The organism is Azospirillum agricola, from assembly GCF_017876095.1.
In the GTDB taxonomy this organism is placed as follows: domain Bacteria; phylum Pseudomonadota; class Alphaproteobacteria; order Azospirillales; family Azospirillaceae; genus Azospirillum; species Azospirillum agricola.
In genome coordinates this window covers 44,065-70,595 of record NZ_JAGINM010000010.1, presented here as the reverse complement: position 1 = coordinate 70,595, position 26,531 = coordinate 44,065, and the positions used below count along the sequence as shown (strand labels likewise).

Genomic DNA, 26,531 nt, shown 5'->3' with positions numbered 1-26,531 from the left:
GCGGCCGGCGCGGTCCTTCATCAAATCAGGCGGTGCAGCCGGTCAATGCTTTCCCAACAGCTGGTCAATGGTCTCGTCCTAGGATCAACCTACGCGCTGTTCGCGCTGGGCTTCACCCTGATCTTCGGCGTGCTCCGGGTCATCAACCTGACCTATGGCTTCTACTTCTCGGTCGGCGCCTTCGTGGCGCTGTGGCTGGCCCGGTCGCTCGGCGCCTCGATCTGGATCGCGCTTCCGCTGGGGTCGCTCGCGGCCGGTCTGGTGGCGGTCGTCATCGACGGAATCCTGCTGACCCGCCTGCGGCGGACCAAGGCCGGCGAGCTGCCGTCGCTGATGGTGACGCTGGGCGCCGTGCTGGCGCTCTACGCGCTGATGGCGGCGCTGATCGGCACCGAGATCCAGCGCTTCCCCTTCGGCTTCGTCGGCTCGACGGCCCTGGAGTTCGCCGGTGTCCGCGTCTCGCTGGTGCAGATGCTGATCGTCGGCACCGCCTTCGTGATGGTCGCCGTGCTGTTCCTGCTGCTCCAGTACACGCGGCTCGGCCTGATGATCCGCGCGCTGGCGGAGAACGAGGACGCCGCCCGGCTGATGGGCATCAACGTCGACGCCACCGTGGTCGCCGTGTCCTTCCTGTCCGGCCTGCTGGGCGGGGCGGCCGGCGTGCTGATCGGCCTGAACTTCAACGCCATCCAGCCCTTCATGGGCGAGGCGATGATGCTGCGCGGCTTCGCGGTCATCATCATCGGCGGCCTGGGCGACATCCGCGGCGCGCTCGTCGCCGGCATCCTGCTCGGCGTGCTGGAGGTTCTGACCGCCGGCTATCTTTCCTCGAACGCCAAGGAAGCGGTTGGTTTCGCCATCCTGGTGCTGACCCTGTGGTTCCGTCCGGTCGGTCTGTTCGGACGCGCCCAGGTGAAAAGGGCATAACGACCATGGCCGAATGGCTGGATGATTTTCTCTTCACCTACGAAAACCTGATCCACGCGCTGGGCATCCACGGGCTGCTGGCCCTGTCGATGTACTGCGTGATGGCGCTGGGGCAGCTGTCGCTGGGCCAGGCGGCCTTCATGGGGCTGGGCGCCTACACCGGCGCGCTGCTGACGCTGAAGCTGGGGCTGCCCTTCTGGCTGGTCCTGCCGATCTCCGCGCTGGTGCCGGCGCTGGTGGCGCTGGTCATCGGCGGGCCGACGCTGCGCCTGAACGGCGTCTATCTGGCGATCTCGACCATCGCGCTGGGCGAGGTGCTGCGCGTCCTCTACATCAACGCGGAGAGCCTCACGGGGGGCGCGCTCGGCCTGTCGGGCATCCCGCAGAAGGCCAGCCTCTGGCTGGTCTACGGGCTTCTGGCGGTCTGCATCGCCGGCTTCTGGGCGATCGGCCGCTCCAGGATCGGCCGCGCCATGGAGGCGATGCGCGAGGACGAGATGGCCGCCGGCGTCATGGGCGTCAACCTGCCGCTCTACAAGCTGGGGGCGCTGATCGCCTCGGCCATGCTGGCCGGGCTGGCGGGCTCGCTGGCGGCGCATTCCAACAGCTTCATCGGTCCCAACGAATATGGATTTGAGGCGGCGGTGACCATTCTCAGCTTCGCGCTGCTCGGCGGCATCGGCACGCCCATCGCCCCGGTGATCGGCGCCTTCGTCCTGACGGCGCTGCCCGAGCTGCTGCGCCCCCTGGCGGATTTCCGTCTGGTCTTCAACGGGCTGATCATCGTGCTGGCGGTGCTGTTCCTGCCGCGCGGCATCGTCCCCTTCCGCCTGCGGCGGGCGCCATGAGCGCGCTGCTCTCCGCCCGCGGCCTGACCATGCAGTTCCGCGGGCTGCTGGCCGTCAACGCCGTCGACGTGGACGTCGCGGCCGGGTCGGTCCACGGCATCATCGGCCCCAACGGGGCCGGCAAGACGACCTTCTTCAACCTGATCTCCGGCTTGCTGCGGCCGACCTCGGGCAGCCTGACGCTGGACGGGCAGGACGTCACGGCGCTGCCGCCCTACGCCCGCACCCGCATGGGTCTGGCGCGGACCTTCCAGAACATCCGCATGTTCTCCGACATGTCGGTTCTGGAGAATGTCATGACCGGGATGCACACCCGGCTGAAGGCCCCCGGCTGGTCGGCGCTGCTGCGGCTGCCCGGCTTCCGCGCCGAGGAGCGCGAGGCCAGGGCGCAGGCCATGGAGCTGCTGGAGTTCGTCGGGCTGGCCGACAAGGCGGACGGCCGCTCCGGCAGCCTCGCCTACGGCGAGCAGCGCCGGCTGGAGATCGCCCGCGCGCTGGCCAGCCGGCCGCGCCTGCTGCTGCTCGACGAGCCGGCCGCCGGCATGAACCCGGCGGAGACGCGCGAACTGGCGGTCCTCCTCAAGCAGCTCGGCCAGCGCGACGTCACGCTGCTGCTGGTCGAGCACGACATGGGGTTCGTCATGGACCTGTGCGACCGCATCACGGTGTTGAACTTCGGCCGCAAGATCGCCGAGGGCGGCCCGCGGGACATCCGAAACGACTCCTCCGTGATCGAGGCCTATCTCGGCTCGAAGGTCGCGGAACGACTGGCAAAGGCCCACGGCGCATGACCAATCTCCTGGATGTCTCCGGCCTGCGCCTGGACTACGGCCGCACGATGGCGGTCAAGGGGATCGATCTCGCGGTTCCCCAGGGATCGGTGGTCTGCCTGATCGGCGCCAACGGCGCCGGCAAGACCACCACCATGCGCGGCCTGTCGGGGCTTCTCAAGGCGGCCGGGGGGACCGTCCGCTTCGAGGGGACGGACATCACCAACGCGCCGGCCCACCGCATCGCGCGGCTCGGCATCCGGCAGGTCCCCGAGGGGCGGCAGGTCTTCGCCGAGATGACCGTGGACGAGAATCTGCGGCTCGGCGGCCTCCAGGCGCCCGACGCCGGGGAGTTCCAGAAACGGCGCGGCCGGGTGCTGGAACGCTTTCCCCGCCTTCAGGAGCGCCTCACCCAGCAGGCGGGCCTGCTGTCGGGCGGCGAGCAGCAGATGCTGGCGCTCGGCCGCGCGCTGATGGGGGCCCCGCGCCTCCTGCTGCTCGACGAGCCGAGCATGGGGCTGGCGCCGCTGTTCGTCGAGGAGATCTTCCGGATCATCGCCGACCTGAAGCGGGAAGGGACGACGATCCTGCTGGTGGAGCAGAACGCCCAGGCGGCCCTGGAGATCGCCGACTACGCCTATGTGCTGGAAAGCGGCCGCATCACGCTGCACGGGCCGGGTGCCCGGATCGCCGACGACCCGAAGGTGGTCGCCGCCTATCTCGGCGGCCATTGACCGCCCGCCTCGACAGGGGGGTGTCCGACAGGGGCGTGTCCGGGTGATGCCGGCCTCGTCCTGGCGGCCCCCTCCCTCGGAGCCGTCAGGCGAGCAGCCCCACCGAGACGCCCAGGCACAGCACGGCCAGCCCCAGCAGCCACCGGCGCCCGCGCGGGCTGGCGAGGGTCGGCGGCCGGTCGAGATCCTCCGTCGCCGACAGCCGGTCGAGCGCCGCCTTGCGGAACAGCCGCCCGGCCGCGGGCGGAGCGGGGAAGGAGGGACGTTGGGCGGGCGTCATCGGTTGCTCCTTAAAATAGCAGGAGAGACAATAACCGACGCGGCGCACCAGAAAAAAACGATGTTGCAGCGCGGTTTGATTTCATATTCTTAACAAAATGCGGCTTTTTTGAAAGCTGATTTCTCGATTGCAACATTAAATATGCGAGCACCGCAACCTTGACGCTTGCGGGCGTTTTCGATGTCCGCATAATACGGCTCGAAGCAGGACGGTCCGTCGGGAGTGGACGGACCGGGGTCGACGCCGGAGCGAGCATGCGCGAAATCAATTTCGAATCCCTGTACGGCGCGAACACGGTGCAGGCGGCGCTCTTCAAGCTGGAAACCGACCGGACGTTCCGGGAGGAGGCGGAGGCCGACCTGAACGCCGCCGTCCTGCGCCATTTCGGCGTGACCCTGCCCCTGAGGATGCGGCTGGTCGAGGACGAGATCGGTTTCCGCGCCGAAATCGCCGAGGCCGTGGCGGAGGACGAGCTGTCCGACAGCGAACTCGATCTCGTGGCGGGCGGCGCCGGGTCGGCGACCGCTTCCGGTCCGGTGGCGAAGGGCGGAGGCCCGCGATTCACAGCGTGACCGTCGCCGACGCCGACCGCCTCACCCTGTCCCTCTCCCCCCTGTCCGGCAAGGCCGGCGCCTTCGCGCCCCTGACCTTTCCCCGGCTCGGCTGGGTGCTGGACGCGCTTCCCGCCCCCTGGGTCGCCGTCGGCGCGCGGGTCGGCGGGTTGCCGGCCGGCTTGGCGCTTGGAATGGTGCAGGAGGGCACCGGGCATCTGTTGTCGCTCACCGTCGCGGCGCCGTTGCGTCGGCGCGGCATCGGCCGCCGGCTGGCGGCGGCCTGGGAAGAGGCGGCGCAGGCGGCCGGCGCCGGCCGCCTGCGCGCCGGCTATTCCGAACGCCTGAAGGAACGCGCCGCCCTGGCCGCGACGCTCGGTCACGCGGGATGGAGCGCTCCCCGCCTGTCCCAGGTCTGGGCCATCGGCGAGACCGCCCCGATGGTCGAAGCGGTCGGCGCTTGGCCGGCGGTGGCGGCGCGGCTGCGCGACCCCGATGGCTTCGCCTTCGAACCCTGGAGCGGCGTCGGTGCCGCCGACGCCGGCGCTCTGGCCGCCCTGACCGCCGAACCGGACGTCCTGCCCCACATGCACCCGGACTTGCGGGCCGAGCACATCGAGCCGGCCTGCTCGGTCGCCGTGCGCCGCCATGGCGCGCTGGTCGGCTGGGTGATCGGCGAACGGGCGGCCAGCGTGCCGCTGGACAGCCACCGCGATCGCCCGGCGATCCTCTACCGCAGCGCCTATCTGGCGCGCCCGCTGTGGCACACCGGCGTGCTGGTCGGCGCCTACTGGCACGCCTACGCCCGGCAGACGGCGGCCTTCGGGCCGCGCTCCGTCGCCATGTTCGCCACGGTCTTCCCGCGCATGATGGCGCTGGTGCGCCGGCGCTTCGCCCCGATCTCGCTGCGGGTCGACGAGACCTTCGAGATGACCCGCGACCCCGCGGCCCCGCCGGAGAATCCGCCCCCCACAACCCTGGAGAGCATCCCATGAGCGACATCGACCTGAAGGCCATGTTCGGCCTCGACGCCATCGCCGCCTTCACCGAGCGCCTCAAGACCGACCCGGCCTTCCGCGCCGAGGCGGAGGCCGACCTGAACGCCACCGCCAAGACCCATTACGGCATCGACCTGCCGGTCCCCCTGCGCCTGGTCGAGGAAGCGGACGGCGGCTTCGGCGTCGCCCTGGCCGACGCCGAGCCGAGCGAGCTGTCCGACGAGGAGCTGGATCTGGTGGCCGGCGGCATTCCCACGCTGCCGGGCATCGACAAGTCGTCGAAGGGCACGCGCATCGTTCTCGGCGGCTGAGCGGACCGGCGCGGCGTGGCCTCCGATGATCCGTCCATGGAACGCGCCGCGCCGCCCCCGTCCCGCCGCCACCCCGGATCTGCGCCAGGGGGAGACCGCCGAATGCGGTCTGGCGGCGCTCGCCATCCTGCTGGCGCATCACGGGCGGCCGGTCCCGCTTGAAACCCTGAGGGTGGAGGCCGGTTCGACCCGGCTCGGCTCGACCGCCCGCACGCTGCTCCAGCTCGCGCGCCATCACGGCATGGAGGCGCGCGCCTTCCGCAAGGAGCCGGAGGCGCTGGCCACCCTCGGCTTTCCGCTGATCGTCCACAGCCGCTTCATCCATTTCCTGGTGGTCGAGGGCATGACCGCCCGCGAGGTGCGGGTCAACGACCCCGGCTGCGGCCCCCGCCGCATCCCCTGGGAGGAATTCGCCGACGACTTCACCGGCATCGCCATCACCGTCCGTCCGGCGGCGCCATCGGCGGCGCCCGCGCGCCGTCCGTTCCGGCCGGGAGACTGGCCGACGGCCCTGTCCCGTCGTCTCTTTCCGCAACGGGGCGGCGTCCTCGCCATCCTGGCGGCGTCCCTGCTGTCGGGCGTGGCGACGACCGCCGCCTGCCTCGCGGCGGGGGGGCTGGCCAACGGCCATCCGGCGGCGGCGGCGATCCTGTCCGGGACCGCCGCCGTGACGGTCGCCGCCGGATGGGCGCGCGACCGCTGGATGGCGCGTTTCGGCAACCGGTTGGCCGATGGGACGGCGGCGGCCGTGCTCGCCCGTCTGCTGCGCCTGCCGGCCCCCTGGTTCGCCCGCCGCTCCGCCGGGCAGATCGCCGCCACCGTCGTCGGCGGGGCGGCCATCCAGACCCACGCGGGCGCCGCGCTGGCGCTGGTCGAGGCTCCGCTGCTGCTGGTGCCGGCCGCCGCCGCCCTGGCGGTCGATCCCGTCGCGGGCGCCGGCCCGGTGGCGAGCGCCGCGCTCGGCCTCGCGGCGCTCGGGGTGGTCCACGCGCGGCGCGGCGGGCTGGTGGCGCGGGCGGGAAGGGGGAACCTGACGCCGGTCCTGCCCGACGCCGACACGATCCACGCCCTCGACGCCCACAAGACCGGCGGGCGCGACGCCGAGCTGTTCGGCCAGTTCGCCGGCCGCCACGCCCTGCAACTCGCCACGGCGCAGGAGGCGGCCGCCGCCCACGCGACGCTGGCGGCGCTCCGCGTCGGGCTGGCGGCGGCGGGGCTGGCGCTCGCCGTCGGGATGGGCGCGCTGGGGGTGGCGGAGGGGCGGTTGACGCCGGGCCATGCGGTGGCGCTGGCCGCGCTGGCGATGGCGCTGCACGGGCCGCTCACCCGGCTGGACCGTCGGCTTCCCGGCCGGGAAGCGCTGAAGGCGGCGCTGCACCGCTTGGCCGACGTCGAGGCCACGGCACCGGAGGACGCCGGCTCGGCTCTTGCTCCCCCCTTCCCCCCCGGGGAGAAGAACGGGGTGAGGGAAAGGCACGGCGGCGCGCATCCGGACGGGGCCGGGAGCGTTTCGTCCCATCCCGAAACGGTCCGCGATGCATCCCCCTCACCCCCCCTCTCTCCCCGAGGGGGAGAGAGAGACGGCGCATGGAGGAGCGGGATTGCCCGGCCGGCCGGGCGTCTGGTGCTGGAGAACGCCGGCTTCCGGCCGTCGCCGCTGCTGCCGCCGATCCTGGCCGGGATCGACCTGATCGCCGAGCCGGGCCGGCGGATCGGCATCGCCGGTCCGTCCGGTTCGGGAAAGTCGGTGCTGGCGAAGCTGGCCTGCGGACTGCTGGTCCCCGAACCGGGCCGCGTCCTGCTCGACGGCCATCCGGTCGACGCGATGGCCCGGCGCTTCCCCGGCGCGGTGGCCCTGGTCGACCGCTCCAGCCCGGTGGAACCGGGAACGATCGCCGACAACCTGCGCTTCGGCGACCGGACCCTGGGCGACGCGGCCCTGCAAGGCGCGCTCGACCTCGTCGCCCTGACGGCGGATCTGGAGCCGCGCGGCGGCCTGTCGCTGATGCTCGCGCGGGGCGGGGCGGAACTGAGCGGCGGCCAGCGCCGCCGTCTGGCGCTGGCCCGCGCGTTGCTGCGCCGGCCGGTCCTGCTGGTGCTGGACGAGGCGCTGGACGCGCTGGAACCGGACCTCGACCGCGCGATCCGCGACCGGCTGTGCGCTCGAGGCTGCACGACGCTGATCGTCAGCCGCCGCCCGGAGAGTCTGCTCGGCTGCGACCGGGTGATCGAACTGGGCGCCTCCGCCCCGACGGCGGGAGCGACGGAGCGATGAGCGGCCCCCCGGACATTTCCCTGCTCGCCCGGCTTCTGCGGGTCGCCGAAGCAGCCCCGTCCGGCGACGACGCCCTGCGCGACCGCGCGCGGGGCGAGGGGCTGCGCCTGCGCCGGGTCCGGCTGCGCCAGCGCGCGTGGTGGCGGCGCGACAACGGTCCGCTTCTGGTCACCCTTCGGGATGGCAACGGCCGCGCGCTGGTGCTCTGGCCGGATGGCGACGGCGGCGCCGATGCCTGGGATCCGGCGGGCGGGCGCGGCGTGCCGCTCGACGGGGCGCTGGCCGCCCGTCTGGCGGAGGATGCCCACGCGCCGTTCCGCCGGTTCGGCGCCGGCCCGCTCTCTCCCGCCGCGTGGGGCCGCTTCGCGCGCGCGGGCGCCGGGCGGGAGCGCGCGGTGGAGTGGGCGGCCGGATTCGGTCTCGGCCTGACCGCCGCGCTGCCCGGCGCCGCGCTGCTGACGCTCGGGCCGATGGTCGCGGCGGGCGACCGCTCCGGCATCCTGGGGGTTCTGGCCGCGCTGCTGGCCGCCGCGCTGGGAGGAGCGCTGTTCGACCACGCCCGGCGGATCGCGGCGGCGCGCGCGGCGGCGATGACCGACCTGGGGCTGCATGGCGGGCTCTGGGACCGGCTGTTCGACCTGCCGCTCCGCCTTCTGCGCGACACCCCGCCGCTGACGCTGGCCGAACGGCTGCACGACGGCATCGCCGCGATGCAACAGGCCGAGGCCGCGCGGGCGTCGGTCCGCCGCGCCGTGCCGCAGTTGGTCCCGGCCCTTGCGGTCATGGGATGGGCGGCGCCGCTGCCGGCCCTGGCCGTAAGCCTGCTGCTGCTTGCCGGCGCCGCGACGCAGGCGGCGCTGCTGCGCCGTGCCGACGCCGCGCGGCGCGGCGGCGAGACGGCGACGCCGGAGCTGCGGCGGCGGATCGACCGGGCGGTGCAGGCGCTGCCGCAATTGCGTCTGCTCGGCGCCGCCCCCTGGGCGGCGGAGGACGCGCGGGACGGGCTGGCCGCGGCCGCCACGGTCAGGCGTCGGGCGGCCGATCGCCTTGCCAACGCCGACGCCGTCGGCCACGCGCTGAGTCTCGGCGCGCCGTTGCTGGGGGCCGGGTTGGCCCTGGGGCAGGGCGGCGGCGTCGCCACCGCCGGGGCGCTGGCGCTGGCGGCGATGCCCGCGTGCCGCGCCGCCCGCCGGCTCGCCGACGCCTTCGGCCGCCTGCCCCTGGCGGTCCGCCTGGAACCGCTGCGCCCGCTGCTCGAGGCCGCGCCCGAAGTGCCGTCCGGCGCGCCCGCGCCGGGACGGATCGAAACCCTGGCCCTGCGCAACGTCGGCTTCACCCATCCGGGCGCCCCGTCGCCCTGCCTGCGTGGGGTCGGGCTGGCGCTGGCGCGCGGCGAGATCCTGGCGGTCGCCGGGCCGTCCGGCAGCGGCAAGAGCACGCTGCTGGCGCTGGCGCTCGGGCTCGTCCGGCCGGACTCCGGGGAGGTGCTGGTCAACGGCCGCGATCTGGCGGGGCTGGACGCCGCCGCCTACCGGGCGCGCATCGGCGCCGTGATGCAGGATGAGGAGATCGGGGTCGCGACCATCCGCTCGGTCATCCTCGGCATGGCGCCGCTGCCGGCGGAGCGGGCCTGGGAAGCGGCGCGGCTGGCCCGCCTGGACGCGGACATCGCGGCGATGCCGATGGGCATCCAGACCCTGGTCGCCGAGGGCAGCTTTCCCGCCGGTCTGGTCCAGCGCCTGCTGATCGCCCGCGCGCTCGCCCGCGACCCCGACCTGCTGGTGCTGGACGAGGCGACGGCGGCGCTGGACGAGGACATCCAGGCCGCCCTGTTCGCCGACCTGCGGCGGCTCGGCATCGCGGTGCTGGTGGCGAGCCACCGCCCGAGCACGCTGGCGCTGGCCGACCACGTTCTGCACCTGTCCCCGCCGCGCTGACCAGGGCCGTCCTAACGGAGGCGTCCCCTACATCTTCGACGCCGCGTCGAACACCGCGTGGGTGTAGGCGCCCTCCGGCTTCCTCGAGATCACCGGCGCGGAGGCGCCGGACAGCAGGATGCCCACCGTGCGGTCGAAATCGGCCGGGTCGAGATAGCCGGTGCCCTTGGCGCCGCCCTCGATCAGCTTGGCGACCTCCTGCATCATGGTGGTCTGGTGCTCCTTGGTCTGGGCGCCGGTGGTGTCGGCGGCCAGGACGATGTCGACCGCCTCGGCCTGGTTCTTCGCCGCGTAGTCCCAGCCCTTGGCCGACGCCTTCACGAATCTCGCCAGCTTCTCCACCGTCTTCGGGTCGGAAAGCTGCCTGTCGGTGGTGTAGAGCCCGTCCTCCAGCGTGGCGACGCCCTGGTCCTGGTACTTGAAGACGACCAGATCCTCGGGCTTCATCCCGGCCTCGATGAGCTGCCAGTACTCGTTGTAGGTCATGGTCGAGATGCAGGCCGCCTGCTTTTGCAGCAGCGGATCGACGTTGAACCCCTGCTTCAGCACCTTGACGTCCGGCGACGAACCGGAGGTCGAATAGCCGAGCTTGCTCATCCAGGACAGGAACGGGTACTCGTTGCCCGAGAACCAGACGCCCAGCGTGTTGCCCTTGAAGTCCTTCGGGTCGGCGATCCTCGCGTCCTTGCGACAGGTCAGCATCATGCCGGACGCCTGGAAGAACTGGGCGATGTTGACCAGCGGCACGCCCTTCTCGCGGGTCGCCAGCGCCGACGGCATCCAGTCGACGATCACGTCGGCGCCGCCGGCCGCGATGATCTGCGTCGGGTTGATGTCGGGGCCGCCGGCCTTGATCGTCACCTCAAGCCCGGCGTCCTTGTAGAATCCCTTTTCCGCCGCGACGTAATAGCCGGCGAACTGGGCCTGGGTGACCCATTTCAGTTGCAGGGTCAGCGTCTCGGCGGCCGGGGCGGCGGTCGAGAAAGCGGTCAGCGCGGTGGCGGCGAGCAGGGCGGCGGTGGCGAGACTCTTCATCGCGTGCGTGTCCTTCTCTGGAATGCGTCTGGAGCGGGGCGGCCGGGCACCAACGATGGCCCCGATCATGGCCACGGTCGAGTTGAACTTTCGGCCGCGTGAAAAAACCATGCTTGCCACACGCCGACGGACGGCGGCGGGGTGTGGATTGAAACAAATCGCCGCCTAAAGTACTTTACAGCCCAGCTGTGGTCCGACTCCTTGAGGAGGGCCGTGCCGTGATGCCGTGAACGTCGCCTCCCGCGCGGAGGTGTGGAGGATCCATGAGCGCATCCGCGATCCTGAAGCTCCAGAAGGTTGGCTTCACCGCCGAACAGGTGGAAGCGCTCGCCGATTTCATGGACACCCAGGCCGCCAGCAAGGCGGATCTCGGCGAAGCGAAGGCCGAACTGAAGGCCGACATCGCGGCCGTCCGGTCGGAGTTAAGGGCCAACATCGCCGACGTACGATCCGATCTGAGGCTGCTCGAGCAACGGATGACGGTCAAGCTCGGCGGCATGTTGCTGGCCTTCGCCGGCGTCCTGCTGGCCGCGATCAGGTATCTGCCGCTGCATCCCTGACCGGTCGGGCACCGCCCTCCGAAGGCAGCGCTCCCGCGCCCGCCTCCAGCAGGCCCATGAAGCGTTCCAGCACCAGGTTCGGCGGCACGCCCTTCTTCGTCACCGCGTGGAACTCCAGCCTGTGGCGGTGGCTGTCGGGCAGCAGGGCGCGCATCGCCCCGCGCTCCACCCACTGGCGGGCGTAATGCACCGGCAGGAAGCCGACGTAGCAGCCGGTCAGCAGCAGGAACGCGACGCCCTCGCGGTCGGTCGCCGTCGCCGTGGTGTTCAGGGGGTGGGGCAGCGGCCCCTGGGTCGGCGCCACGGCGTCGGCGGCCTCCACCGCCGCGCGCGTCACCATGTCGGGCGGCGCGTCGAACAATGGGTGGCCCCGGCCGCAATAGAGCCGCGATTCCTCCTCGTAGAGCGGCAGGCGGGCAAGGCCGGGCAGGGCGCGGCGCGCCGGCACCACGCCGACATGCAGCCGGCCGTCCAGCACGCCGCGCTCGATCTCGTTGGGAGGAACCATGCGGATGTTGACCCGCACCTCGGGCGCCTGGACCTTCAGCCCGCGCAGCGCGTCGGTCACCCGCATCTGCGGCAGGGTGACGAGGTTGTCGATGATGCCGATGTTCAGTTCGCCGCGCAGCCGGCCGTGCGCCGCGTTGATCTCGCTGCGGAAGCTCTCCAGCCCGGCCAGCAGGCGCAGCGCCGCCTCGTAGGCCAGCCGCCCCTCCTCGGTCAGCCGGAAGCCGGCGCGGCCCCGGCGGCACAGGCTCAAGCCCAGCCGGCGCTCCAGGTCGGCCATGTGCAGGCTGATGGCGGCGCGCCCGATGTTCAGCTCGACCTCCGCCGCCGAGAAGCCGCCGCACTCCACCACCGTCCGGAACACCCGCAGCAGCCGGATGTCCACATCGGTGACGGCCGGCATGGGGTGGGGGGGCTTGCTCATGGCGGCGCTCGAATGTTTGGGAAAGGCTTGAGTGAAGTTTGAACGGTTGGGATTTAACCACATCCATCGGCGCGGCACACTGTCCGCCTCGCGCATCTCATCGACCCCCCTTCATCAACCCACAGGCGCAGGAGAGCGGCGGATGGCCCCTTTGGACGACGACCACAGCTTCGGATCCGACCGGGCCGGCGGCCTGACCCGCGCGGAGATGGACGCGCATTGGATGCCCTTCACCGGCAACCGCGAGTTCAAGTCCAACCCGCGCGTCATCGTGAAGGCCGAGGGCTGCTGGTACGAGGACGCGCGCGGCCGCAAAATCTACGACAGCCTGTCGGGCCTGTGGTGCTGCGGCGCCGGCCACGGCCGCCGCGAGATTTCGGAAGCCGTCGCCCGCCAGATCGCCGAGCTGGACTACAGCCCGGCCTTCCAGCACGGCCACCCCGCCGCCTTCAAGCTGGCGCACAAGCTGGCCTCGATGACGCCGGCCGGGCTCGACCATGTGTTCTTCGTCAATTCCGGGTCGGAGGCGACCGACACCGCGCTGAAGATGGCGCGCGCCTACTGGCGGCTGAAGGGCCAGCCGGCCAAGACCAAGCTGATCGGCCGCTCCAAGGGCTATCACGGGGTCAATTTCGGCGGCATCAGCCTGGGCGGCATCGGCGGCAACCGCAAGCTGTTCGGCACCGGCGTCGACGCCGACCATCTGCCGCACACGCTGCTGCCGCAGAACCTCTTCGCCAAGGGCATGCCCGACGAGGGGGCATATCTGGCCGACGCGCTGGAGGAACTCGTCGCCCTGCACGACGCCTCCAACATCGCCGCCGTGATCGTCGAACCGCTGGCCGGGTCGGCCGGCGTGCTGCCGCCGCCCAAGGGCTATCTCCAGCGGCTGCGCGAGCTGTGCACCAGGCACGGCATCCTGCTGATCTTCGACGAGGTCATCACCGGCTTCGGCCGCATGGGCGCGGCCTTCGGCGCCGACGCCTTCGGCGTGGTGCCGGACATCATGAACGTCGCCAAGGGCCTGACCAACGGCGCCGTGCCGATGGGCGCCGTGGTCGCCAGCCATGAGATCTACCAGACCTTCATGGACAATGGCGGGCCGGACTATCTGGTGGAGTTCCCGCACGGCTACACCTACTCCGCCCACCCGGTCGCCTGCGCCGCCGGCCTCGCCGCCCTCGACCTGTTCGAACGGGAAAAGCTGGCCGACAAGGCGGCGGCGCTCGCCCCGCATTTCGAGACGGTCCTGCACGGCCTGAAGGGGCTGAAGCACGTCGCCGACATCCGCAACTACGGGCTGGCCGGCGCCGTCACCATCGCGGCGCTGCCGGGCGAGCCGGCGCGGCGGCCCTACGAGATCGCGATGAAATGCTGGGAGGCCGGCTTCTACGTCCGCTACGGCGGCGACACCCTCCAGTTCGGCCCGCATTTTTACAGCGAGCCGGCCGACCTCGACCGGCTGATGAGCGTGGTCGCCGACGCCATCCAGGCGACCGCCTGACCCCGGCCTCCGATCCGGCGCCCGGAACACCGCCGGGCCACGCGCTGTTGGGCTTCTGCCAAGCGTGGCCGGCGGTGGAGGATGGGCGATGGAATGCAGGCTCGACGGGCAGGTGGCGCTGGTCACCGGCGCCAGTTCCGGTTTGGGCGAGGCCATCGCCCGGCTGTTCGCCAAGGCGGGCGCCGCCGTGGTCGTGAACTACCACTCCGGGGCCGGGCGGGCCGCCGATCTGGTCCGCCGGATCGAGGGGGACGGCGGCCGGGCCGTCGCCATCGGCGGCGACGTGGCGGACGAGGCGGCGGTGGAGCGGCTGTTCGATCAGGCCGTCGCGGCCTTCGGCGCGGTGGACATCCTGGTCGCCAATTCCGGGTTGCAGAAGGACGCCCCCATCGGGTCGATGGCGCTGTCCGACTGGCGGACGGTGATCGACGTCAACCTGACCGGCCAGTTCCTCTGCGCCCGCGCGGCGATCCGCCGCTTCCGCGCCCAGGGCGACCGCGGCGTGTCGCGCGCCATCGGCAAGATCCTGTGCATGAGCTCGGTCCACGAGACCATCCCCTGGGCCGGGCACGCCAACTACGCGGCGTCCAAGGGCGGCGTCGCCCTGCTGATGCGCAGCCTCGCGCAGGAGGTCGCGGGCGAGCGCATCCGGGTCAACGGCCTCGCCCCCGGCGCCATCCGCACGCCGATCAACGAGAAGGCGACGACCGGGGCGGCGGAGAAGACTCTGCTCGACCTCATCCCCTACGGCCGGGTCGGCGATCCGCTGGACGTGGCGCGGGCGGCCCTGTTCCTGGCGTCGGACATGGCGGACTATCTGGTCGGCGCGACGCTGACGGTGGATGGCGGGATGACGCTCTACCCCGCCTTCCGCGACAACGGCTGAGCGCCGCCCCTTCCCATCACGCCCCCGGCGCCACCACGAAGCAGGCCATGCCGAGCCCGACCAGACCGTTGCAGGCGCTGGCCGCGTCCTGCTGGGTCAGGCCGGTCAGGCGGGCGCGGTAGAGCGGCCCGCCCTGGGTGTCCACCGGCTGGACGATCTTCTGGGTGCGCGCCAGGGCGCCGGGCATCGAGCGACGGGCCCGGTCGATCACCCGCGTGCTGTCCTCCGGCGACTTGAAGGCGCCGAGCTGGACCGTCCAGCCCCCGCCGCCGGAACCGCCGCCCATCGACGGCGGCGTCGGACGGGCGTTGGGCAACGCCGTGTCGGGCGCCACCACCCGCACCGGGCCGGACTGCGCGGCGATCGGGGCGGGCAGGGCGGCCACCGCGATGGGCTGTCGCGACGCCGCCGGAGGCGGCGCGTAGGAGGGCGCCGGAGGCGGCGTGTAGGCCGGAGCAGAAGGCGGCGTGTAGGAGGGGGCCGCAGGTGGCGTGTAGGCCGGCGGGCTGTAGGAGGACACCGCGTAGGGCGGCGGGGCGGTGCCGCTGTCGCTGCTCTGGGGAACGCCGCCCTGGGGGGCGCTGACCAGCACGATGTCGGCGCCGGTCGGCGACGGGGTGCGGTTCAGGCGCGGGCCGACCGAGGCGATGTAGCGCTTCGTCTCGCCGGGCAGGCTGCGCTTGCCGGCCAGATAGTCGCCGTAGCAGCCCGGCCCGCAATTGTAGGCGCCGAGGAAGCCCGGCGCGCCGAACAGGTTGTACATCTCGCGCAGGTAGGCGGTGCCGGCGATGATGTTGTCGTGCGGGTCGTAGGGGTCGGAGCCGAGGTCGTGCTTGCGCCGCAACTCCTCGTAGGTCGCGGGCATCACCTGCATCAGGCCCATGGCGCCGGCCTTGCTGACGATGGGGCGGCCGTTCATCATGGTGCGCCCGCCGCTCTCCTGGCGGATGACCTCGCGGATCCACAGCTCGGGCATGTCGAAGCGCTTGGAGGCTTCCGACACATAGGCGTCGATCTCGGCCGGGGTGGCGGTCCGCGAACCGCCGCTGCCGCCACCGCTGGCGCAGGCGGAGAGGACCGACAGAACGGCACAGGCCAGCAGTGGCTTCACGCGACGCATGGGGCCCCTCATGTCTTTGCAACCACCCTCTCAATTTGGAGGGGGGACGATTGCACATTCGGGATGGCCGGTAAACCACCGGGACTGTGACCTTCGCTCAAGGATGGGGGAGAGGGCTAGCGGTCGGCCGGAGGGTCGAGGTCCAGCTCGCGCAACAGCCGCTCCTTCGCCGTCGATCCGCTGGAGACCGGGGCCGGGCGACGCCGCAGGACGCCGAGCAGCCTGGCCGGACGCTCCGCCGATTCCCGGCGGGCGGCGCGCTCGGCCGCGCGCCGGGCGATGACGGCGGCGCGTTCGGCCAGCGGCAGCCGCAGCCGGTCGGGCAGCGCCTTGAAGGCGAGGTCGGCGCGCTGGAGGTCGACCGGCGCCTCGGTGGAGCGGGCGATGCGCAGGGCGATGCGGAACAGGTCGAGCTCCCACGCGTCGGCGGGCGCGTGCGGCAGCGTTTCCGCCGCCCGCAGCAGCGCGTCGAGTCCCTTGCCGTCCTGTTCCCCGTTCATCCCGCGCCTTCGCGTCCGATGGTCCCCCGGCTGTTATATAAAGCCGGTCGCGGGGCCGCGCGGGTGTGTCAAATCATCCGGGGAGATCTGCCCCGCCGGCGCGCAGATGGCGGTCGACAGGGCGCCCCGCCGCTCCTATGGTCGCCGGAAACGAGCGCGCGGGGGTTCATCATGGCGACGAAACGGAAAGACGGGGCGAACGGCAAGGAAGGCGGACGGGGCGGCTCCTTCGCCGGAACGCCGGCCGACCGGCTGATCCGGCTGTGGCGCGCCAACGACCAGCGCTTCGGCGTGCTGCTCGACGAGATTCTCGATTCGGGCCGCCAGCCGGTGATCGAGGCCGCCATCGGCAAGCTGCGCGAGGACGAATCCTACGCCTTCATCGACGAGGTCGACGCCTTCTCCGAGACGCTCCAGCGCACCGACAGCTACGGCGACCCGTCGACGGTGACGCTGTTCTGGCTGGCGGTGGAGGTCGAGGGCGACCTGACCGAGCCGCCGCCGGTCGAGGTCATCGAGCGCGGGCTCGATTCCTCCGGCCTGCTGGAGACCGCCGCCGACACGAGGCTGCTGCCGCTGTGGCTGGATCCGGAACCGCTGGCCTATCTGGAGGCCGCCGACCGCCGCACCCTGCTGCACCGGCTGCTGGCTTCCACCGACGAGGCCGCCGCCTTCGTCCGCAAGCAGGATCTGCTGGCGCCCGCCCAGCCCGACGCCGAGCAGCCCGGCCCGCGTTTCGTCGCCGTGGTCGGTCTGGTCGAGGAGAGCGACGACGCCATCGCCGCCGCCAACGACGCGCAGCCGGACCCGCTGAAGCTCGGCCTCGGCGACGACGACGAGCCGGAGATCGACCCGGCCGAGGAGCTGCGCATCAAGGAGGCGATGGCCGCCTTCTCGGACGCGGTGAAGGCCGCCGATCCGCGCGTGCGCCGCTGCGAGCCGATCGGCGGCCTGACCGACCTGCTCGACTTCACCGCCGACGAGGCGTGGCAGGGCGACGGCGCGCTGGACGAGGTGGCCGATTTCCTCGACGTCGCCAGCAACGAGACCGTCGACGGCGTCGTCGACGCCAGCGTGTCCGACACGGTCGCCGGCCTGCATGTCCGCGCCTTCGATTCCGAGGGGCGGCTGCTCGACGACCGGCTGTTCTCGCTGGAGGAAGGCCAGACGGCGGAGGCCGTGGCCCTGCTGAAGCGGCGCTGCCGCCGCGTCACCGCCGGCTGACGGAACGCCGCAGCCGAGCGCCGCAGCCGGCCGCCGGTCAGGGTTTCGCGGCGGCGACGCGCAGGATCTCGCCGCGCCTCTCGTCGGTCAGCAGGTAGAGCGCGCCGTCCGGTCCCTGCCGGACGTCGCGGATGCGCTTGCCGAGCGACCGGAACAGCCGCTCCTCGTGCGTCACCCGCGTGCCGTCCAGCTCCAGCCGCACCAGCTCCTGGGAGGCCAGCCCGCCGTTGAACAGGCTGCCCTTCCAGCCCGGAACGGCGTCGGCCGTGTAGAAGGCCATGCCCGAGGCGCCGATCACCGGCGTCCACTGGTAGCGGGGATCCTCCATGCCGGGGGCGCTCTTCTTGCCGGTGCCGACCGGGGTGCCGTTGTAGTTCACGCCGTTCGACACCTCCGGCCAGCCGTAGTTCTTCCCGGCCTCCGGCACGTTGATCTCGTCGCCGCCGCGCGGGCCGTGCTCGTTCAGCCACAGCGCGCCGGTCTGCGGGTGGAGCGCCGCCCCCTGGGCGTTGCGGTGCCCGTAGGACCAGATCTCCGGCAAGGCGCCCGGACGGTTCACGAAGGGGTTGTCGGCCGGGACGCTGCCGTCGCGGTTGACGCGGATGAGCTTGCCGAGATGCGAGTTCAGATCCTGCGCCTGGGTGCGGAACTGTTCGTCGGAGCGCTCGCCCAGCGTGATGTAGAGATGCCCGGCGCGGTCGAAGACCAGCCGCGACCCGTAATGCTTGGTGCTGTCCACCTTGGGCTTCTGCGAGAAGATCACCCGGACACTCTCCAGCGACCGGCCGTCCGCGCTGAGCGCGCCGCGCGCGACGGCGGTGGAGTTGCCGCCCGGACCGGGTTCGGAGAAGCTGAGATAGACGAGGCGGTTGCCGGCGAAATCCGGGTCGAGCGCCACGTCGAGCAGCCCGCCCTGGCCGCGGTCGTCCTCCTTCGGCACCCCGCGCAGGGGCTCGGAGCGCTTGCCGTCGGCGCCGACGAGGCGCAGGTTGCCCTCCTTCTCCGTCACCAGCATCCGCCCGTCGGGCAGGAAGGCCAGCCCCCAGGGGTGCCGCAGCCCCTCGGCGACCGTCGTGACCTGAACGGTCGCCTTTTCCGTCCGGAAGGCCTGGTCGACCGCCGCGGCCGGGCTGGCGGCGAGGGACAGGCCGAGAACGGTCAGGGCGGTCGTGAGGGCGGCGGTTCGGGCGATGCGGCGCATGCGGGTCCTCCCAGGGTTCTTCCTCCAAGCCTAGGTGGGGGCATGCGCGCGCCTGACAAGAGCCTCAGCCGGCCAGCCGTCCCATCACCCCGGCGCCGATCTCGAAGGAGCGCAGCCGGGCGGCGTGGTCGAAGATCTGGCCGGCGAGGATCAGCTCGTCGGGCTGGGTGACGCGGATGATCTCGGCCAGACGCTCCGCCACCGTGTCCGGCGAGCCGACGGCGGAGACGGCGAGCGCCCGCTCGACCATCGCCTGCTCGCCCGGCCCCCAGAAGGCGTCGATGTCGTCGATGGGGGCGGGCAGCGGCCCCGGCGTGCCGCGCCGCAGCTTGGCGAACTGCTGCTGGGCCGAGGTGAAGATGCGCCGGCCCTCGGCGTCGCTGTCGGCGGCGAACAGGTTGACGGCGACCATCGCGTGCGGCTTGGCGAGCGCGGCCGACGGTTCGAAGCGGGCGCGGTAGATGGCCAGCGCCTCCATCAGCAGGTCCGGCGCGAAATGCGAGGCGAAGGCGAAGGGCAGCCCCATCATCGCGGCGAGCTGCGCGCTGAACAGGCTGGAGCCCAGAAGCCAGATCGGCACCGACAGGCCGGCCCCCGGCACGGCGCGGATGCGCTGGTTGGGCTCCGCCTCCTCGAAATACATCTGGAGTTCGACGACGTCCTGGGGGAAGCGGTCGGCGCTGTCGCCCATGTCGCGGCGCAGCGCGCGGGCGGTCATCATGTCGGTTCCCGGCGCCCGGCCGAGCCCGAGGTCGATGCGCCCCGGAAACAGCGAGGCCAGCGTGCCGAACTGCTCGGCGATCACCAGCGGCGCGTGGTTGGGCAGCATCACCCCGCCCGAGCCGACGCGGATGGTCGAGGTGCCGGCGGCGACGTGTCCGATCACCACGGCGGTGGCGGCGCTGGCGATGCCCGGCATGTTGTGGTGCTCGGCCAGCCAGTAACGCTTGTAGCCCCAGCGCTCGGCGTGCCGCGCGAGGTCCAGCGTGTTGCGGAAGGAATCGGCGGCCGTCGCCCCCTGGACGATCGGGCTGAGGTCGAGGACGGAATAGGGAATCATGGCGGGGTCCGCGAAAAGGGGGCGTTGGGGGAGAGTTGGGAGCGGAGGGCGCCTGGGTCCACCGCCCCACCCCCTCCCGGCCCCGCAGGCCAGATCTGCGCCGCGCGCCCGGCCGGCCAAGTTCGGTCGGCCAAGTTCGGCCGGCCAAGTCCAGCCCGCGTCGCTCAATCCGTCAGATGGCCGAGCGGCAGGGCGGTGCGGTAGCGCACCTGCTTCAGGGCGAAGCCCGAGCGGATGCTGGCGACGCCGGGGATGCGGGTCAGGTGATCCTTCAGGAAACGCTCGTAGCTCGCCAGATCGGGCACGACGACGCGCAGCAGGTAATCGGCGTCCCCGGTCATCAGGTAGCATTCCAGCACCTCGGGCCGCTCCATCACGGCGGCCTCGAAGGAATCGAGCCGGTCCTCGACCTGACGATCCAGGCTGACGTTCACAAAGACGTTGACCGGAAGATCGACCGAGGCCGGATCGACCAGCGCCACGTAGCGGCCGATCACCCCGGCCTCCTCCAGCGCCTTGACCCGGCGCAGGCAGGGCGAGGGCGACAGGCCGACCCGCCCGGCCAGATCGTTGTTGTGCTGGCGTCCGTCCTCCTGGAGCAGGGCGAGAATCCTGCGGTCGATCCGGTCGAGTCTGATCTTTGGCATCGGATGCCGTTTCCCCGGTTGCGGCGCAATCCGATGCTAAAGCGATCGCGGTCCTACCGCCAGTTCGCAAGCACCTGCCCGGCCGCCGATGATAGGCTTTTTCCATCATCAACCGCCTGCCCCACGAGAGGGTGACGCCATGACCGCGACCGTTCCGAACCGTGCCGACGACCTCGCCTGCCTGCGCGAGCTGGAGCGCAAGGTTCTCTGGCTCGCGTCCTGGACCATCCACAACGCCAACCACCTACGCCCGAACCTGGACGGGCTGAAGATCGGCGGGCACCAGGCGTCCTCGGCCTCGCTGGCGGCGATCATGACGGCGCTCTATTTCGCCGTGCTGCGCCCGGAGGACCGCGTCGCGGTGAAGCCGCACGCCAGCCCGAACTTCCACGCCATCCAGTATCTGCTGGGCAACCAGACCCGCGAGAAGCTGGAGAGTTTCCGCGGCTACCAGGGCGCGCAATCCTACCCGTCGCGCACCAAGGACATCGACGACGTCGATTTCTCCACCGGCTCGGTCGGGCTGGGGGTGGCGCAGACCTTGTTCGCCTCGCTGACCCAGGACTACCTGAAGGCCAAGGGCTGGGCGAAGGATCTGCCCGAGGGCCGCATGGTCTCGCTGGTCGGCGACGCCGAGATGGACGAGGGCAACATCTTCGAGGCCCTGCTGGAGGGCTGGAAGCACGGGCTGCGCAACACATGGTGGATCGTCGACTACAACCGCCAGAGCCTCGACGCGGTGATCCGCGAGGGGCTGTGGGAGCGGCTGGAGAACATCTTCCGCGCCTTCGGCTGGGACGTGGTGATCCTGAAATACGGCACGCTGATGCAGGCGGCCTTCCGGGAACCGGGCGGCGAGCGGCTGCGCGCGTGGATCGACCGCTGCCCGAACCAGCTCTATTCGGCGCTGACCTACCAGGGCGCGGCCCAGGGCGGGGCGGTCTGGCGCCGCCGGCTGCTGGACGATCTCGGCGACCAGGGGCCCGTCACCCGGCTGATCGAGAGCCGCAGCGACGCGGAACTGGCGGCGCTGATGGGCAATCTCGGCGGCCACGACCTGCCGTCGCTGCTCGACGCTTTCGAGCAGGCGCGGACGCACGACCGGCCGGTCTGCTTCATCGCCTACACCATCAAGGGCGCCGGGCTGCCGCTGGCCGGTCACAAGGACAACCATTCCGGCCTGCTGACCCCCGCCCAGATGGACGGCTTCCGCGACGCCCAGGGCATCCGCCCCGGCCACGAGTGGGACCGCTTCGAGGGCGCCGCCCTGCCGGCGGCGACGCTGGACTCCTTCCTGGCGCGGGTCCCCTTCGCGCGGAAGGGCCGGCGGCGCTACGCGGCACCGCCCGTGCCGGTGCCCGCGGCGCTGCCGGTGCCGGCGCAGAAGAGCCTGTCGACCCAGGCCGCCTTCGGCCTGATCCTCAACGAGCTGGGGCGCGAGCGCTCCGATCTGGCCGAGCGCATCGTCACCACCGCACCCGACGTGACGGTCTCCACCAACCTCGGCGCCTGGGTCAACCGGCGCGGCCTGTTCGCCAAGAGCGAAATGGCCGACCTGTTCCGCAAGGAGCGCATCCCCTCCACCTACAATTGGCAGTTCTCGCCGACGGGCCAGCACATGGAGCTGGGCATCGCCGAATCCAACCTGTTCATCCTGCTGTCGGCGCTGGGCCTGTCGCATTCGCTGTTCGGCGAGCGGCTGCTGCCGATCGGCACCGTCTACGACCCCTTCATCATGCGCGGCGCCGACCAGTTGAACTACGCCTGCTACCAGGACGCCCGCTTCCTGCTGGTGGCGACGCCGTCGGGGGTGACGCTGGCGCCGGAGGGCGGCGCCCACCAGTCGATCGCCACCCCGCTGGTCGGCATGGCGCAGGATGGGCTGGCCTATTTCGAGCCGGCCTTCGCCGACGAGCTGGCGGTGGTGATGCGCTGGGCCTTCGACTACATGCAGCGCGACGGCGCCAAGGGCGACGGTTCCGGAGAGCCGAACGAGCGCAACTGGCTGCGCGACGAGACCGGCGGCTCGGTCTATCTGCGCCTGTCCTCGCGCGCGCTGGAACAGCCGTCCCGGACCATCGACGAGGGGCTGGAGCGCGACATCGTCGACGGCGCCTACTGGCTGCGGCGGCCGGGGCCGAACGCCCAGGTGGTGGTCGCCTACACCGGCGCGGTGGCGCCCGGCGCGATCGAGGCGGTCGGCATGCTGGGCGAGGACCGGCGCGACGTCGGGCTGCTCGCCGTCACCTCCGCCGACCGGTTGCAGGCGGGGTGGAGCGCCGCGCAGCGGGCGCGTGAACGCGGCCTCGGCCACGCGCGCTCCCACATCGAGCGGCTGCTGGACGGGCTGCCGCCGCACTGCGCGCTGGTCACGGTGGTGGACGGCCATCCGGCGACGCTGGGCTGGCTCGGCTCGGTCGCCGGGCACCGCACGCGGGCGCTGGGGGTGGAGCATTTCGGCCAGACCGGGACGATCGCCGACCTGCACCGCCATTTCGGCATCGACGCGCAAGGCATCGCGCGGGCGGCCGAGGCGCTGTCGCCGGGCCGTCCGGTGCGGCATCTGCGGGCCGTGTGAGGACGCGTCGCGGGTGGCGCGGCGTCCGCCGCGCTATCCCTCGCGATCGTCGAAGAAGCGCCCGCTCTGGTTCAGCGTCTCGGCGAAGCGTTGCGCCTGATCGCGCGAGAGCCCGTCGAAGCACAGCGCGCCGACGACGGCGCAGCCGCCCGTCCTCTGGTCGATGACCGACCAGGCGTCGTCGCCGGCGTGACGACGGGCCTCGTAGCGTTGGGTGTGAGCCTCCATGTCGTGCCCCCGTCTCCTGGATCCTTGACCCATCTTCTACGGGCGGGGGCGGCACAGCCCTGCGTTGCGATTAAGGGGTAGTCTCTCCCCGCAATCCCAGCCGGCCGGCAAGGCGGAACAGGTTGCCGCGGTCCAGCCCCAGGGCGCGCGCCGCCTTGGCCCAGTTGCCCTCGTGGCGGTCGAGCTGCTCGCGGATCATCCGGCGCTGAAGCGCGTCCACCGCCTCGCGCAGCGGGAGGTCGGACGGCGGCGGCGGGGGAAGCGCCTGGACCGTCGGCGGGGCCTCCTCCTCGGCCAGCCCGAGGTCGGCGGCGGTCAGCGTCAGCACGCCCCCCTCGGCGGCCCGCGCGGCGCGGGCGCGGATGGCGCCCCGGCCGATGGCGTGTTCCAGCTCGCGCACGTTGCCCGGCCAGGGGTAGGTCAGCATCCGCCGCTCAGCATCCGCCGAGAGCCGCAGGTTGCGCAGGCCGAGCCGCGCCCGGTTGCGCTCCAGGAACAGGCCGGCGAGCCGCAGCGTCTCGGTCCCCCGCTCGCGCAGCGGCGGGACGTGCAGGGGGTAGACGCTGAGCCGGTGGTAGACGTCGGCGCGGAAACGGCCGTCGCGCACCTCGCGCGCCAGATCGCGGTTGGTCGCGGCGACGACGCGGACGTCCACCGTCAGGTGGCGGTCGGATCCCACCCGCTGGATCTCGCCGTTCTGCAAGGCGCGCAGCATCTTGGCCTGGACCGCCAAGGGAAGCTCGCCGACCTCGTCGAGGAACAGGGTGCCGCCGTCGGCCAGCTCGAACTTCCCGCGCCGGTCGGCGACGGCGCCGGAGAAGGCGCCGCGCACATGGCCGAACAGCTCGCTCTCCACCAGCGATTCCGGCAGCGCCGCGCAGTTGACATGCACCAGCGGCCCGTTCGCCCGGCGCGAGCGGTCGTGCAGGCGGCGCGCCACCAGCTCCTTGCCGACGCCGGTCTCGCCCAGCACCAGCACCACCAGATCGCTGTCGGCGACGGTGTCGACCTCGCGCAGCAAGGCGGCCATCGCCGGCCCCTCGCCGACCAGATCGGAGCCGGGATCCGGACGCTCGTCGAACGGGCGTTCCCCGGCGAAACGCGAAAGCTCGCGGCCGGCCGGGGCGGCGCGGCGCTCCTGCGCCTCGGCGAGCGACGCCGCCAGCCGGGCGAAGCCGGCGATGACGCCGTCCAGCCCGTCGAAATTGCCGGCGCGCAGGGCGTCCAGCGTCAGCACCCCCCACGGGCGCCCGGCCACCAGCAGCGGCACCCCGACGCAGTCGTGGACGTGCAGCCGGTCGCTGTGGTCGGGGATCAGCCCGTCATAGGGATCGGGCAGCGCCGAATCGGCCGGAAAACGCAGCGGGCGGTTGCCGGCCTCGACGATCGCCTTGAACCGGGGATGCTCGTCCAGCAGGAAGCGGCGTCCCAGCGTGTCGGGGCTGAGGCCACGGGTGGCCAGCGGCACCAGCCGGTCGCCGTCCTGGCGCAGCAGCGCGCAGGCGTCGCAGGGCAGGCGGTGGGCGAGCAGCTCCAGCAGGACCGGCCACAGCCGCGCCGGCTCGTCCAGCCGGTCCAGCAGATCCGCCGCCTCCCGTGTGGTCAGGGCGGCGGCCTCCGTGAGCGTCGTCGGAATGACAGCGTTGTTGTCCATTCGACATCATAACCCAGCGTGTCACTCTGACAACAGCCCCAACCAGTCCGGCGGAAAGCCGGGGCCGGCGTCCTGGCACGGGGATTGCCATTCGAATGCGACATCGTGCCGCGCAAAAGGATTGCCTCCTCCATGCTGACCCCCGCCCAGATCGCCGTCGTCAAGGCCACCGCCCCGGTCGTCGCCGCCAACGCCAACCGCATCACCGGGACCTTCTACCCGCTGATGTTCGAGCGCTTCCCCGAGGTGCGCGCCGTCTTCAACCAGAGCCACCAGCGCGGCGGCGCCCAGCCGGAGGCGCTGGCCAACGCCATCATCGCCTACGCCTCCAACATCGACCGGCTGGAGGTGCTCGGCCCGGCGGTCGAGGGCATCGTGCAGAAGCACGTCTCGCTGAACATCACGCCCGACCAGTACGGGATCGTCGGCGCCTGCCTGATGGAGGCGATCGGCCGCGTCCTGGGCGACGCGGTGACGGCCGAGGTCGCCGACGCCTGGGGCGCGGCCTACTGGCAGCTCGCCCGCCTGCTGATCGCGGCGGAGGAGGCGGAATACGCCCGCAAGGCCGCGCTGACCGGCGGCTGGCGCGGCGCGCGGCGCTTCCGCATCGCCGGGAAGACGGCGGAGAGCGCGGTCATCACCTCCTTCCGGCTGGAGCCGGTGGACGGCGGGCGGGTGATGGATTTCCTGCCCGGCCAGTATCTCGGCCTCAAGCTGGCGATCGGCGGCGAGACGGTCCACCGCAACTACAGCCTGTCGGCCTCGCCGAACGGCCGCGACTACCGAATCTCGGTGAAGCGCGAGGCGCAGGGGCTGGTGTCCGGCTTCCTGCACGACCGCGCGCGGGTGGGCGACGAATTGGAGGTCTACCCGCCGGCCGGCGAGTTCGTGCTGCGCGAGGGCGACGGCCCGCTGCTGCTGATCACCGGCGGGGTGGGGCAGACCCCGGCGCTGCCGCTGGCCGAGCAGGCACTCGCCGCCGGGCGCAAGGTGGTCTACGTCCACGCCGCCATCAACGGCTCGGTCCACGCCTTCCGCAACCATCTCGACGATCTGGCGGGCCGCCACGCGGGGCTGACGACCGTCTACTGCTACGCCGAGCCGGAGACCACCGACCAGCCGCACCTGACCGGCCTGCTCGACCGCGAGCGTCTGGCGGCGCTGCTGCCGCGGGAACCCGGCGTCGCCGCCTACGTCGTCGGGCCGAAGCCCTTCATGACGGCGGTGATCGGGGCGCTGACCGCGCTGGGCCTGCCCGCCTCGGCGATCTTCCACGAGTTCTTCGGGCCGAAGGAAGCCATCGCCTGAGCGGAACTCCTTCAAAACGAAAGGCCACGATCATGGACATGACAAGCTTCAACGACCACCACGCCGAGGTGCTGGCGCTCGCCGCCTCCGTCGAACGCCGGCTCGACCCGGCGGCGGTCGCGGCGGATCCGGCCGCCGTGTCGGGCGAGCTGGTGCGGCTGTTCGGCAAATTCTCGGTCCATCTGGCGATCGAGGACAAGGCGCTCTACCCCCGGCTGGCGCGCGGCGCCGACCCGGCGCTCCGCAGCATGGCGGTGCGCTTCCAGGAGGAGATGGGCGGGCTGACCCAGCGCTTCGACACCTACCGCAAGGCGTGGCCGGGGCCGCTGGCCATCGCCAGGGATCCCGCCCGCTTCATCGCCGAGACGCGCGCCATTCTCGCCCAGCTCAAGGCGCGGATCGGCCGCGAGGACGCCGAGCTCTACCCGCTGGCGGCCAGGGCGGCGGCCTGACGCCGGCACCCG

At 72.1% G+C, this 26,531-nt stretch carries 26 protein-coding genes; 16 read left to right on the top strand and 10 right to left on the bottom strand.

Going from position 1 to position 26,531, the window contains the following annotated elements; genetic code table 11:
• The first annotated feature begins 45 nt into the window (after nt 1-45).
• The 4 genes from J2847_RS16485 to J2847_RS16470 are packed head-to-tail and all read left to right on the top strand — an operon-like array spanning nt 46 to nt 3,279.
• Complete coding sequence (locus tag J2847_RS16485; RefSeq protein ID WP_209780003.1) at nt 46-927, top strand: branched-chain amino acid ABC transporter permease; 882 nt, start codon at nt 46-48, stop codon at nt 925-927.
• 5 nt (nt 928-932) lie between these two features.
• The gene (locus J2847_RS16480) at nt 933-1,775 is read left to right on the top strand and encodes a branched-chain amino acid ABC transporter permease (RefSeq protein WP_209780002.1); all 843 of its coding nucleotides are present in this window, start codon (nt 933-935) and stop codon (nt 1,773-1,775) included.
• On the top strand, nt 1,772-2,566 hold the full coding sequence (locus J2847_RS16475; protein WP_209780001.1) for an ABC transporter ATP-binding protein: 795 nt from the start codon (nt 1,772-1,774) through the stop codon (nt 2,564-2,566). The genes J2847_RS16480 and J2847_RS16475 overlap by 4 nt, the downstream gene beginning before the upstream one ends.
• Entirely contained in the window at nt 2,563-3,279 is a 717-nt protein-coding gene (locus J2847_RS16470; RefSeq protein WP_209780000.1) for an ABC transporter ATP-binding protein, read from the top strand. The genes J2847_RS16475 and J2847_RS16470 overlap by 4 nt, the downstream gene beginning before the upstream one ends.
• Before the next feature lie 85 nt (nt 3,280-3,364).
• Here the strand turns inward: J2847_RS16470 and J2847_RS16465 are convergent, their stop codons facing one another.
• Entirely contained in the window at nt 3,365-3,559 is a 195-nt protein-coding gene (locus J2847_RS16465; protein WP_209779999.1) for a hypothetical protein, read from the bottom strand.
• Nucleotides 3,560-3,813: 254 nt separating this feature from the next.
• Between J2847_RS16465 and J2847_RS16460 the strand changes: the two genes are divergently transcribed.
• The 5 genes from J2847_RS16460 to J2847_RS16440 are packed head-to-tail and all read left to right on the top strand — an operon-like array spanning nt 3,814 to nt 9,631.
• Nucleotides 3,814-4,131 carry a hypothetical protein gene (locus tag J2847_RS16460; protein ID WP_209779998.1) on the top strand — a complete coding sequence of 106 codons (318 nt, stop codon included), beginning with the start codon at nt 3,814-3,816 and terminating at the stop codon, nt 4,129-4,131.
• The gene (locus tag J2847_RS16455; RefSeq protein ID WP_209779997.1) at nt 4,128-5,105 is read left to right on the top strand and encodes a GNAT family N-acetyltransferase; all 978 of its coding nucleotides are present in this window, start codon (nt 4,128-4,130) and stop codon (nt 5,103-5,105) included. Before J2847_RS16460 ends, J2847_RS16455 begins: the two co-directional genes overlap by 4 nt.
• Entirely contained in the window at nt 5,102-5,419 is a 318-nt protein-coding gene (locus J2847_RS16450; RefSeq protein ID WP_209779996.1) for a hypothetical protein, read from the top strand. Before J2847_RS16455 ends, J2847_RS16450 begins: the two co-directional genes overlap by 4 nt.
• A 25-nt stretch (nt 5,420-5,444) precedes the next feature.
• Nucleotides 5,445-7,694 carry a cysteine peptidase family C39 domain-containing protein gene (locus J2847_RS34640; RefSeq protein WP_209779995.1) on the top strand — a complete coding sequence of 750 codons (2,250 nt, stop codon included), beginning with the start codon at nt 5,445-5,447 and terminating at the stop codon, nt 7,692-7,694.
• A complete protein-coding gene (locus tag J2847_RS16440) occupies nt 7,691-9,631 on the top strand; it encodes an ATP-binding cassette domain-containing protein (protein ID WP_209779994.1) in 1,941 nt (646 codons plus the stop codon). The genes J2847_RS34640 and J2847_RS16440 overlap by 4 nt, the downstream gene beginning before the upstream one ends.
• A 27-nt stretch (nt 9,632-9,658) precedes the next feature.
• Here J2847_RS16440 and J2847_RS16435 read toward each other — a convergent pair whose 3' ends face one another.
• Entirely contained in the window at nt 9,659-10,666 is a 1,008-nt protein-coding gene (locus J2847_RS16435; RefSeq protein ID WP_209779993.1) for an ABC transporter substrate-binding protein, read from the bottom strand.
• A 263-nt stretch (nt 10,667-10,929) separates the two neighbouring features.
• On the opposite strand from J2847_RS16435, the gene J2847_RS16430 reads away from it, so the two are divergent.
• Nucleotides 10,930-11,226, top strand: a complete 297-nt coding sequence (locus J2847_RS16430) for a hypothetical protein (RefSeq protein WP_209779992.1) — start codon at nt 10,930-10,932, stop codon at nt 11,224-11,226.
• Here the strand turns inward: J2847_RS16430 and J2847_RS16425 are convergent.
• Entirely contained in the window at nt 11,201-12,157 is a 957-nt protein-coding gene (locus tag J2847_RS16425) for a LysR family transcriptional regulator (RefSeq protein ID WP_209779991.1), read from the bottom strand. The two genes, J2847_RS16430 and J2847_RS16425, sit on opposite strands and share 26 nt — an antisense overlap.
• A 142-nt stretch (nt 12,158-12,299) precedes the next feature.
• Here J2847_RS16425 and aptA point away from each other — a divergent pair, with 142 nt between their 5' ends.
• Nucleotides 12,300-13,661 carry an omega-aminotransferase AptA gene (gene aptA / locus J2847_RS16420; protein WP_209779990.1) on the top strand — a complete coding sequence of 454 codons (1,362 nt, stop codon included), beginning with the start codon at nt 12,300-12,302 and terminating at the stop codon, nt 13,659-13,661.
• An 88-nt stretch (nt 13,662-13,749) separates the two neighbouring features.
• Complete coding sequence (locus J2847_RS16415; RefSeq protein ID WP_209779989.1) at nt 13,750-14,547, top strand: SDR family oxidoreductase; 798 nt, start codon at nt 13,750-13,752, stop codon at nt 14,545-14,547.
• Between the two features lie 16 nt (nt 14,548-14,563).
• On the opposite strand, the gene J2847_RS16410 is transcribed toward J2847_RS16415, so the two are convergent.
• A complete protein-coding gene (locus J2847_RS16410) occupies nt 14,564-15,667 on the bottom strand; it encodes a lytic transglycosylase domain-containing protein (RefSeq protein ID WP_233474575.1) in 1,104 nt (367 codons plus the stop codon).
• A gap of 116 nt (nt 15,668-15,783) precedes the next feature.
• Nucleotides 15,784-16,167 carry a hypothetical protein gene (locus tag J2847_RS16405; RefSeq protein WP_209779987.1) on the bottom strand — a complete coding sequence of 128 codons (384 nt, stop codon included), beginning with the start codon at nt 16,165-16,167 and terminating at the stop codon, nt 15,784-15,786.
• Nucleotides 16,168-16,338: 171 nt separating this feature from the next.
• Between J2847_RS16405 and J2847_RS16400 the strand changes: the two genes are divergently transcribed.
• On the top strand, nt 16,339-17,391 hold the full coding sequence (locus tag J2847_RS16400) for a hypothetical protein (RefSeq protein ID WP_209779986.1): 1,053 nt from the start codon (nt 16,339-16,341) through the stop codon (nt 17,389-17,391).
• A gap of 37 nt (nt 17,392-17,428) precedes the next feature.
• On the opposite strand, the gene J2847_RS16395 is transcribed toward J2847_RS16400, so the two are convergent.
• From J2847_RS16395 to J2847_RS16385, 3 genes are all read right to left on the bottom strand, one after another.
• Nucleotides 17,429-18,592, bottom strand: coding sequence for a PQQ-dependent sugar dehydrogenase (locus tag J2847_RS16395; protein ID WP_211114766.1), 1,164 nt, complete (start codon nt 18,590-18,592; stop codon nt 17,429-17,431).
• A 64-nt stretch (nt 18,593-18,656) separates the two neighbouring features.
• Nucleotides 18,657-19,652 carry an LLM class flavin-dependent oxidoreductase gene (locus tag J2847_RS16390; RefSeq protein WP_209779985.1) on the bottom strand — a complete coding sequence of 332 codons (996 nt, stop codon included), beginning with the start codon at nt 19,650-19,652 and terminating at the stop codon, nt 18,657-18,659.
• Nucleotides 19,653-19,816: 164 nt separating this feature from the next.
• Complete coding sequence (locus J2847_RS16385; protein ID WP_085552366.1) at nt 19,817-20,299, bottom strand: Lrp/AsnC family transcriptional regulator; 483 nt, start codon at nt 20,297-20,299, stop codon at nt 19,817-19,819.
• Between the two features lie 139 nt (nt 20,300-20,438).
• Here J2847_RS16385 and J2847_RS16380 point away from each other — a divergent pair, with 139 nt between their 5' ends.
• Nucleotides 20,439-22,877: a transketolase gene (locus tag J2847_RS16380; RefSeq protein WP_209779984.1), complete on the top strand. Its 2,439-nt coding sequence runs from the start codon at nt 20,439-20,441 to the stop codon at nt 22,875-22,877.
• 33 nt (nt 22,878-22,910) lie between these two features.
• On the opposite strand, the gene J2847_RS16375 is transcribed toward J2847_RS16380, so the two are convergent.
• The gene (locus tag J2847_RS16375) at nt 22,911-23,105 is read right to left on the bottom strand and encodes a hypothetical protein (protein ID WP_209779983.1); all 195 of its coding nucleotides are present in this window, start codon (nt 23,103-23,105) and stop codon (nt 22,911-22,913) included.
• 70 nt (nt 23,106-23,175) lie between these two features.
• Nucleotides 23,176-24,759, bottom strand: a complete 1,584-nt coding sequence (gene norR, locus J2847_RS16370; RefSeq protein WP_209779982.1) for a nitric oxide reductase transcriptional regulator NorR — start codon at nt 24,757-24,759, stop codon at nt 23,176-23,178.
• Nucleotides 24,760-24,891: 132 nt separating this feature from the next.
• Between norR and hmpA the strand changes: the two genes are divergently transcribed.
• Nucleotides 24,892-26,067, top strand: coding sequence for an NO-inducible flavohemoprotein (hmpA, locus tag J2847_RS16365; protein WP_209779981.1), 1,176 nt, complete (start codon nt 24,892-24,894; stop codon nt 26,065-26,067).
• Nucleotides 26,068-26,099: 32 nt separating this feature from the next.
• The gene (locus J2847_RS16360; protein WP_209779980.1) at nt 26,100-26,519 is read left to right on the top strand and encodes a hemerythrin domain-containing protein; all 420 of its coding nucleotides are present in this window, start codon (nt 26,100-26,102) and stop codon (nt 26,517-26,519) included.
• Nucleotides 26,520-26,531 lie beyond the last annotated feature (12 nt).

Excerpts from the sequence above, each read along its gene's own strand:
- J2847_RS16375 (WP_209779983.1), bottom strand. The coding sequence starts at position 23,105 with ATGGAGGCTCACACCCAACGCTACGAGGCCCGTCGTCACGCCGGCGAC.
- J2847_RS16460 (WP_209779998.1), top strand. The coding sequence starts at position 3,814 with ATGCGCGAAATCAATTTCGAATCCCTGTACGGCGCGAACACGGTGCAG.
- J2847_RS16395 (WP_211114766.1), bottom strand. The coding sequence starts at position 18,592 with ATGCGCCGCATCGCCCGAACCGCCGCCCTCACGACCGCCCTGACCGTT.
- J2847_RS16425 (WP_209779991.1), bottom strand. The coding sequence starts at position 12,157 with ATGAGCAAGCCCCCCCACCCCATGCCGGCCGTCACCGATGTGGACATC.
- J2847_RS16450 (WP_209779996.1), top strand. The coding sequence starts at position 5,102 with ATGAGCGACATCGACCTGAAGGCCATGTTCGGCCTCGACGCCATCGCC.
- norR (WP_209779982.1), bottom strand. The coding sequence starts at position 24,759 with ATGGACAACAACGCTGTCATTCCGACGACGCTCACGGAGGCCGCCGCC.
- J2847_RS16435 (WP_209779993.1), bottom strand. The coding sequence starts at position 10,666 with ATGAAGAGTCTCGCCACCGCCGCCCTGCTCGCCGCCACCGCGCTGACC.
- J2847_RS34640 (WP_209779995.1), top strand. The coding sequence starts at position 5,445 with ATGATCCGTCCATGGAACGCGCCGCGCCGCCCCCGTCCCGCCGCCACC.
- J2847_RS16385 (WP_085552366.1), bottom strand. The coding sequence starts at position 20,299 with ATGCCAAAGATCAGACTCGACCGGATCGACCGCAGGATTCTCGCCCTG.
- J2847_RS16430 (WP_209779992.1), top strand. The coding sequence starts at position 10,930 with ATGAGCGCATCCGCGATCCTGAAGCTCCAGAAGGTTGGCTTCACCGCC.
- aptA (WP_209779990.1), top strand. The coding sequence starts at position 12,300 with ATGGCCCCTTTGGACGACGACCACAGCTTCGGATCCGACCGGGCCGGC.
- J2847_RS16440 (WP_209779994.1), top strand. The coding sequence starts at position 7,691 with ATGAGCGGCCCCCCGGACATTTCCCTGCTCGCCCGGCTTCTGCGGGTC.
- hmpA (WP_209779981.1), top strand. The coding sequence starts at position 24,892 with ATGCTGACCCCCGCCCAGATCGCCGTCGTCAAGGCCACCGCCCCGGTC.
- J2847_RS16410 (WP_233474575.1), bottom strand. The coding sequence starts at position 15,667 with ATGCGTCGCGTGAAGCCACTGCTGGCCTGTGCCGTTCTGTCGGTCCTC.
- J2847_RS16360 (WP_209779980.1), top strand. The coding sequence starts at position 26,100 with ATGGACATGACAAGCTTCAACGACCACCACGCCGAGGTGCTGGCGCTC.
- J2847_RS16400 (WP_209779986.1), top strand. The coding sequence starts at position 16,339 with ATGGCGACGAAACGGAAAGACGGGGCGAACGGCAAGGAAGGCGGACGG.
- J2847_RS16405 (WP_209779987.1), bottom strand. The coding sequence starts at position 16,167 with ATGAACGGGGAACAGGACGGCAAGGGACTCGACGCGCTGCTGCGGGCG.
- J2847_RS16465 (WP_209779999.1), bottom strand. The coding sequence starts at position 3,559 with ATGACGCCCGCCCAACGTCCCTCCTTCCCCGCTCCGCCCGCGGCCGGG.
- J2847_RS16390 (WP_209779985.1), bottom strand. The coding sequence starts at position 19,652 with ATGATTCCCTATTCCGTCCTCGACCTCAGCCCGATCGTCCAGGGGGCG.
- J2847_RS16380 (WP_209779984.1), top strand. The coding sequence starts at position 20,439 with ATGACCGCGACCGTTCCGAACCGTGCCGACGACCTCGCCTGCCTGCGC.
- J2847_RS16470 (WP_209780000.1), top strand. The coding sequence starts at position 2,563 with ATGACCAATCTCCTGGATGTCTCCGGCCTGCGCCTGGACTACGGCCGC.
- J2847_RS16480 (WP_209780002.1), top strand. The coding sequence starts at position 933 with ATGGCCGAATGGCTGGATGATTTTCTCTTCACCTACGAAAACCTGATC.
- J2847_RS16475 (WP_209780001.1), top strand. The coding sequence starts at position 1,772 with ATGAGCGCGCTGCTCTCCGCCCGCGGCCTGACCATGCAGTTCCGCGGG.
- J2847_RS16485 (WP_209780003.1), top strand. The coding sequence starts at position 46 with ATGCTTTCCCAACAGCTGGTCAATGGTCTCGTCCTAGGATCAACCTAC.
- J2847_RS16415 (WP_209779989.1), top strand. The coding sequence starts at position 13,750 with ATGGAATGCAGGCTCGACGGGCAGGTGGCGCTGGTCACCGGCGCCAGT.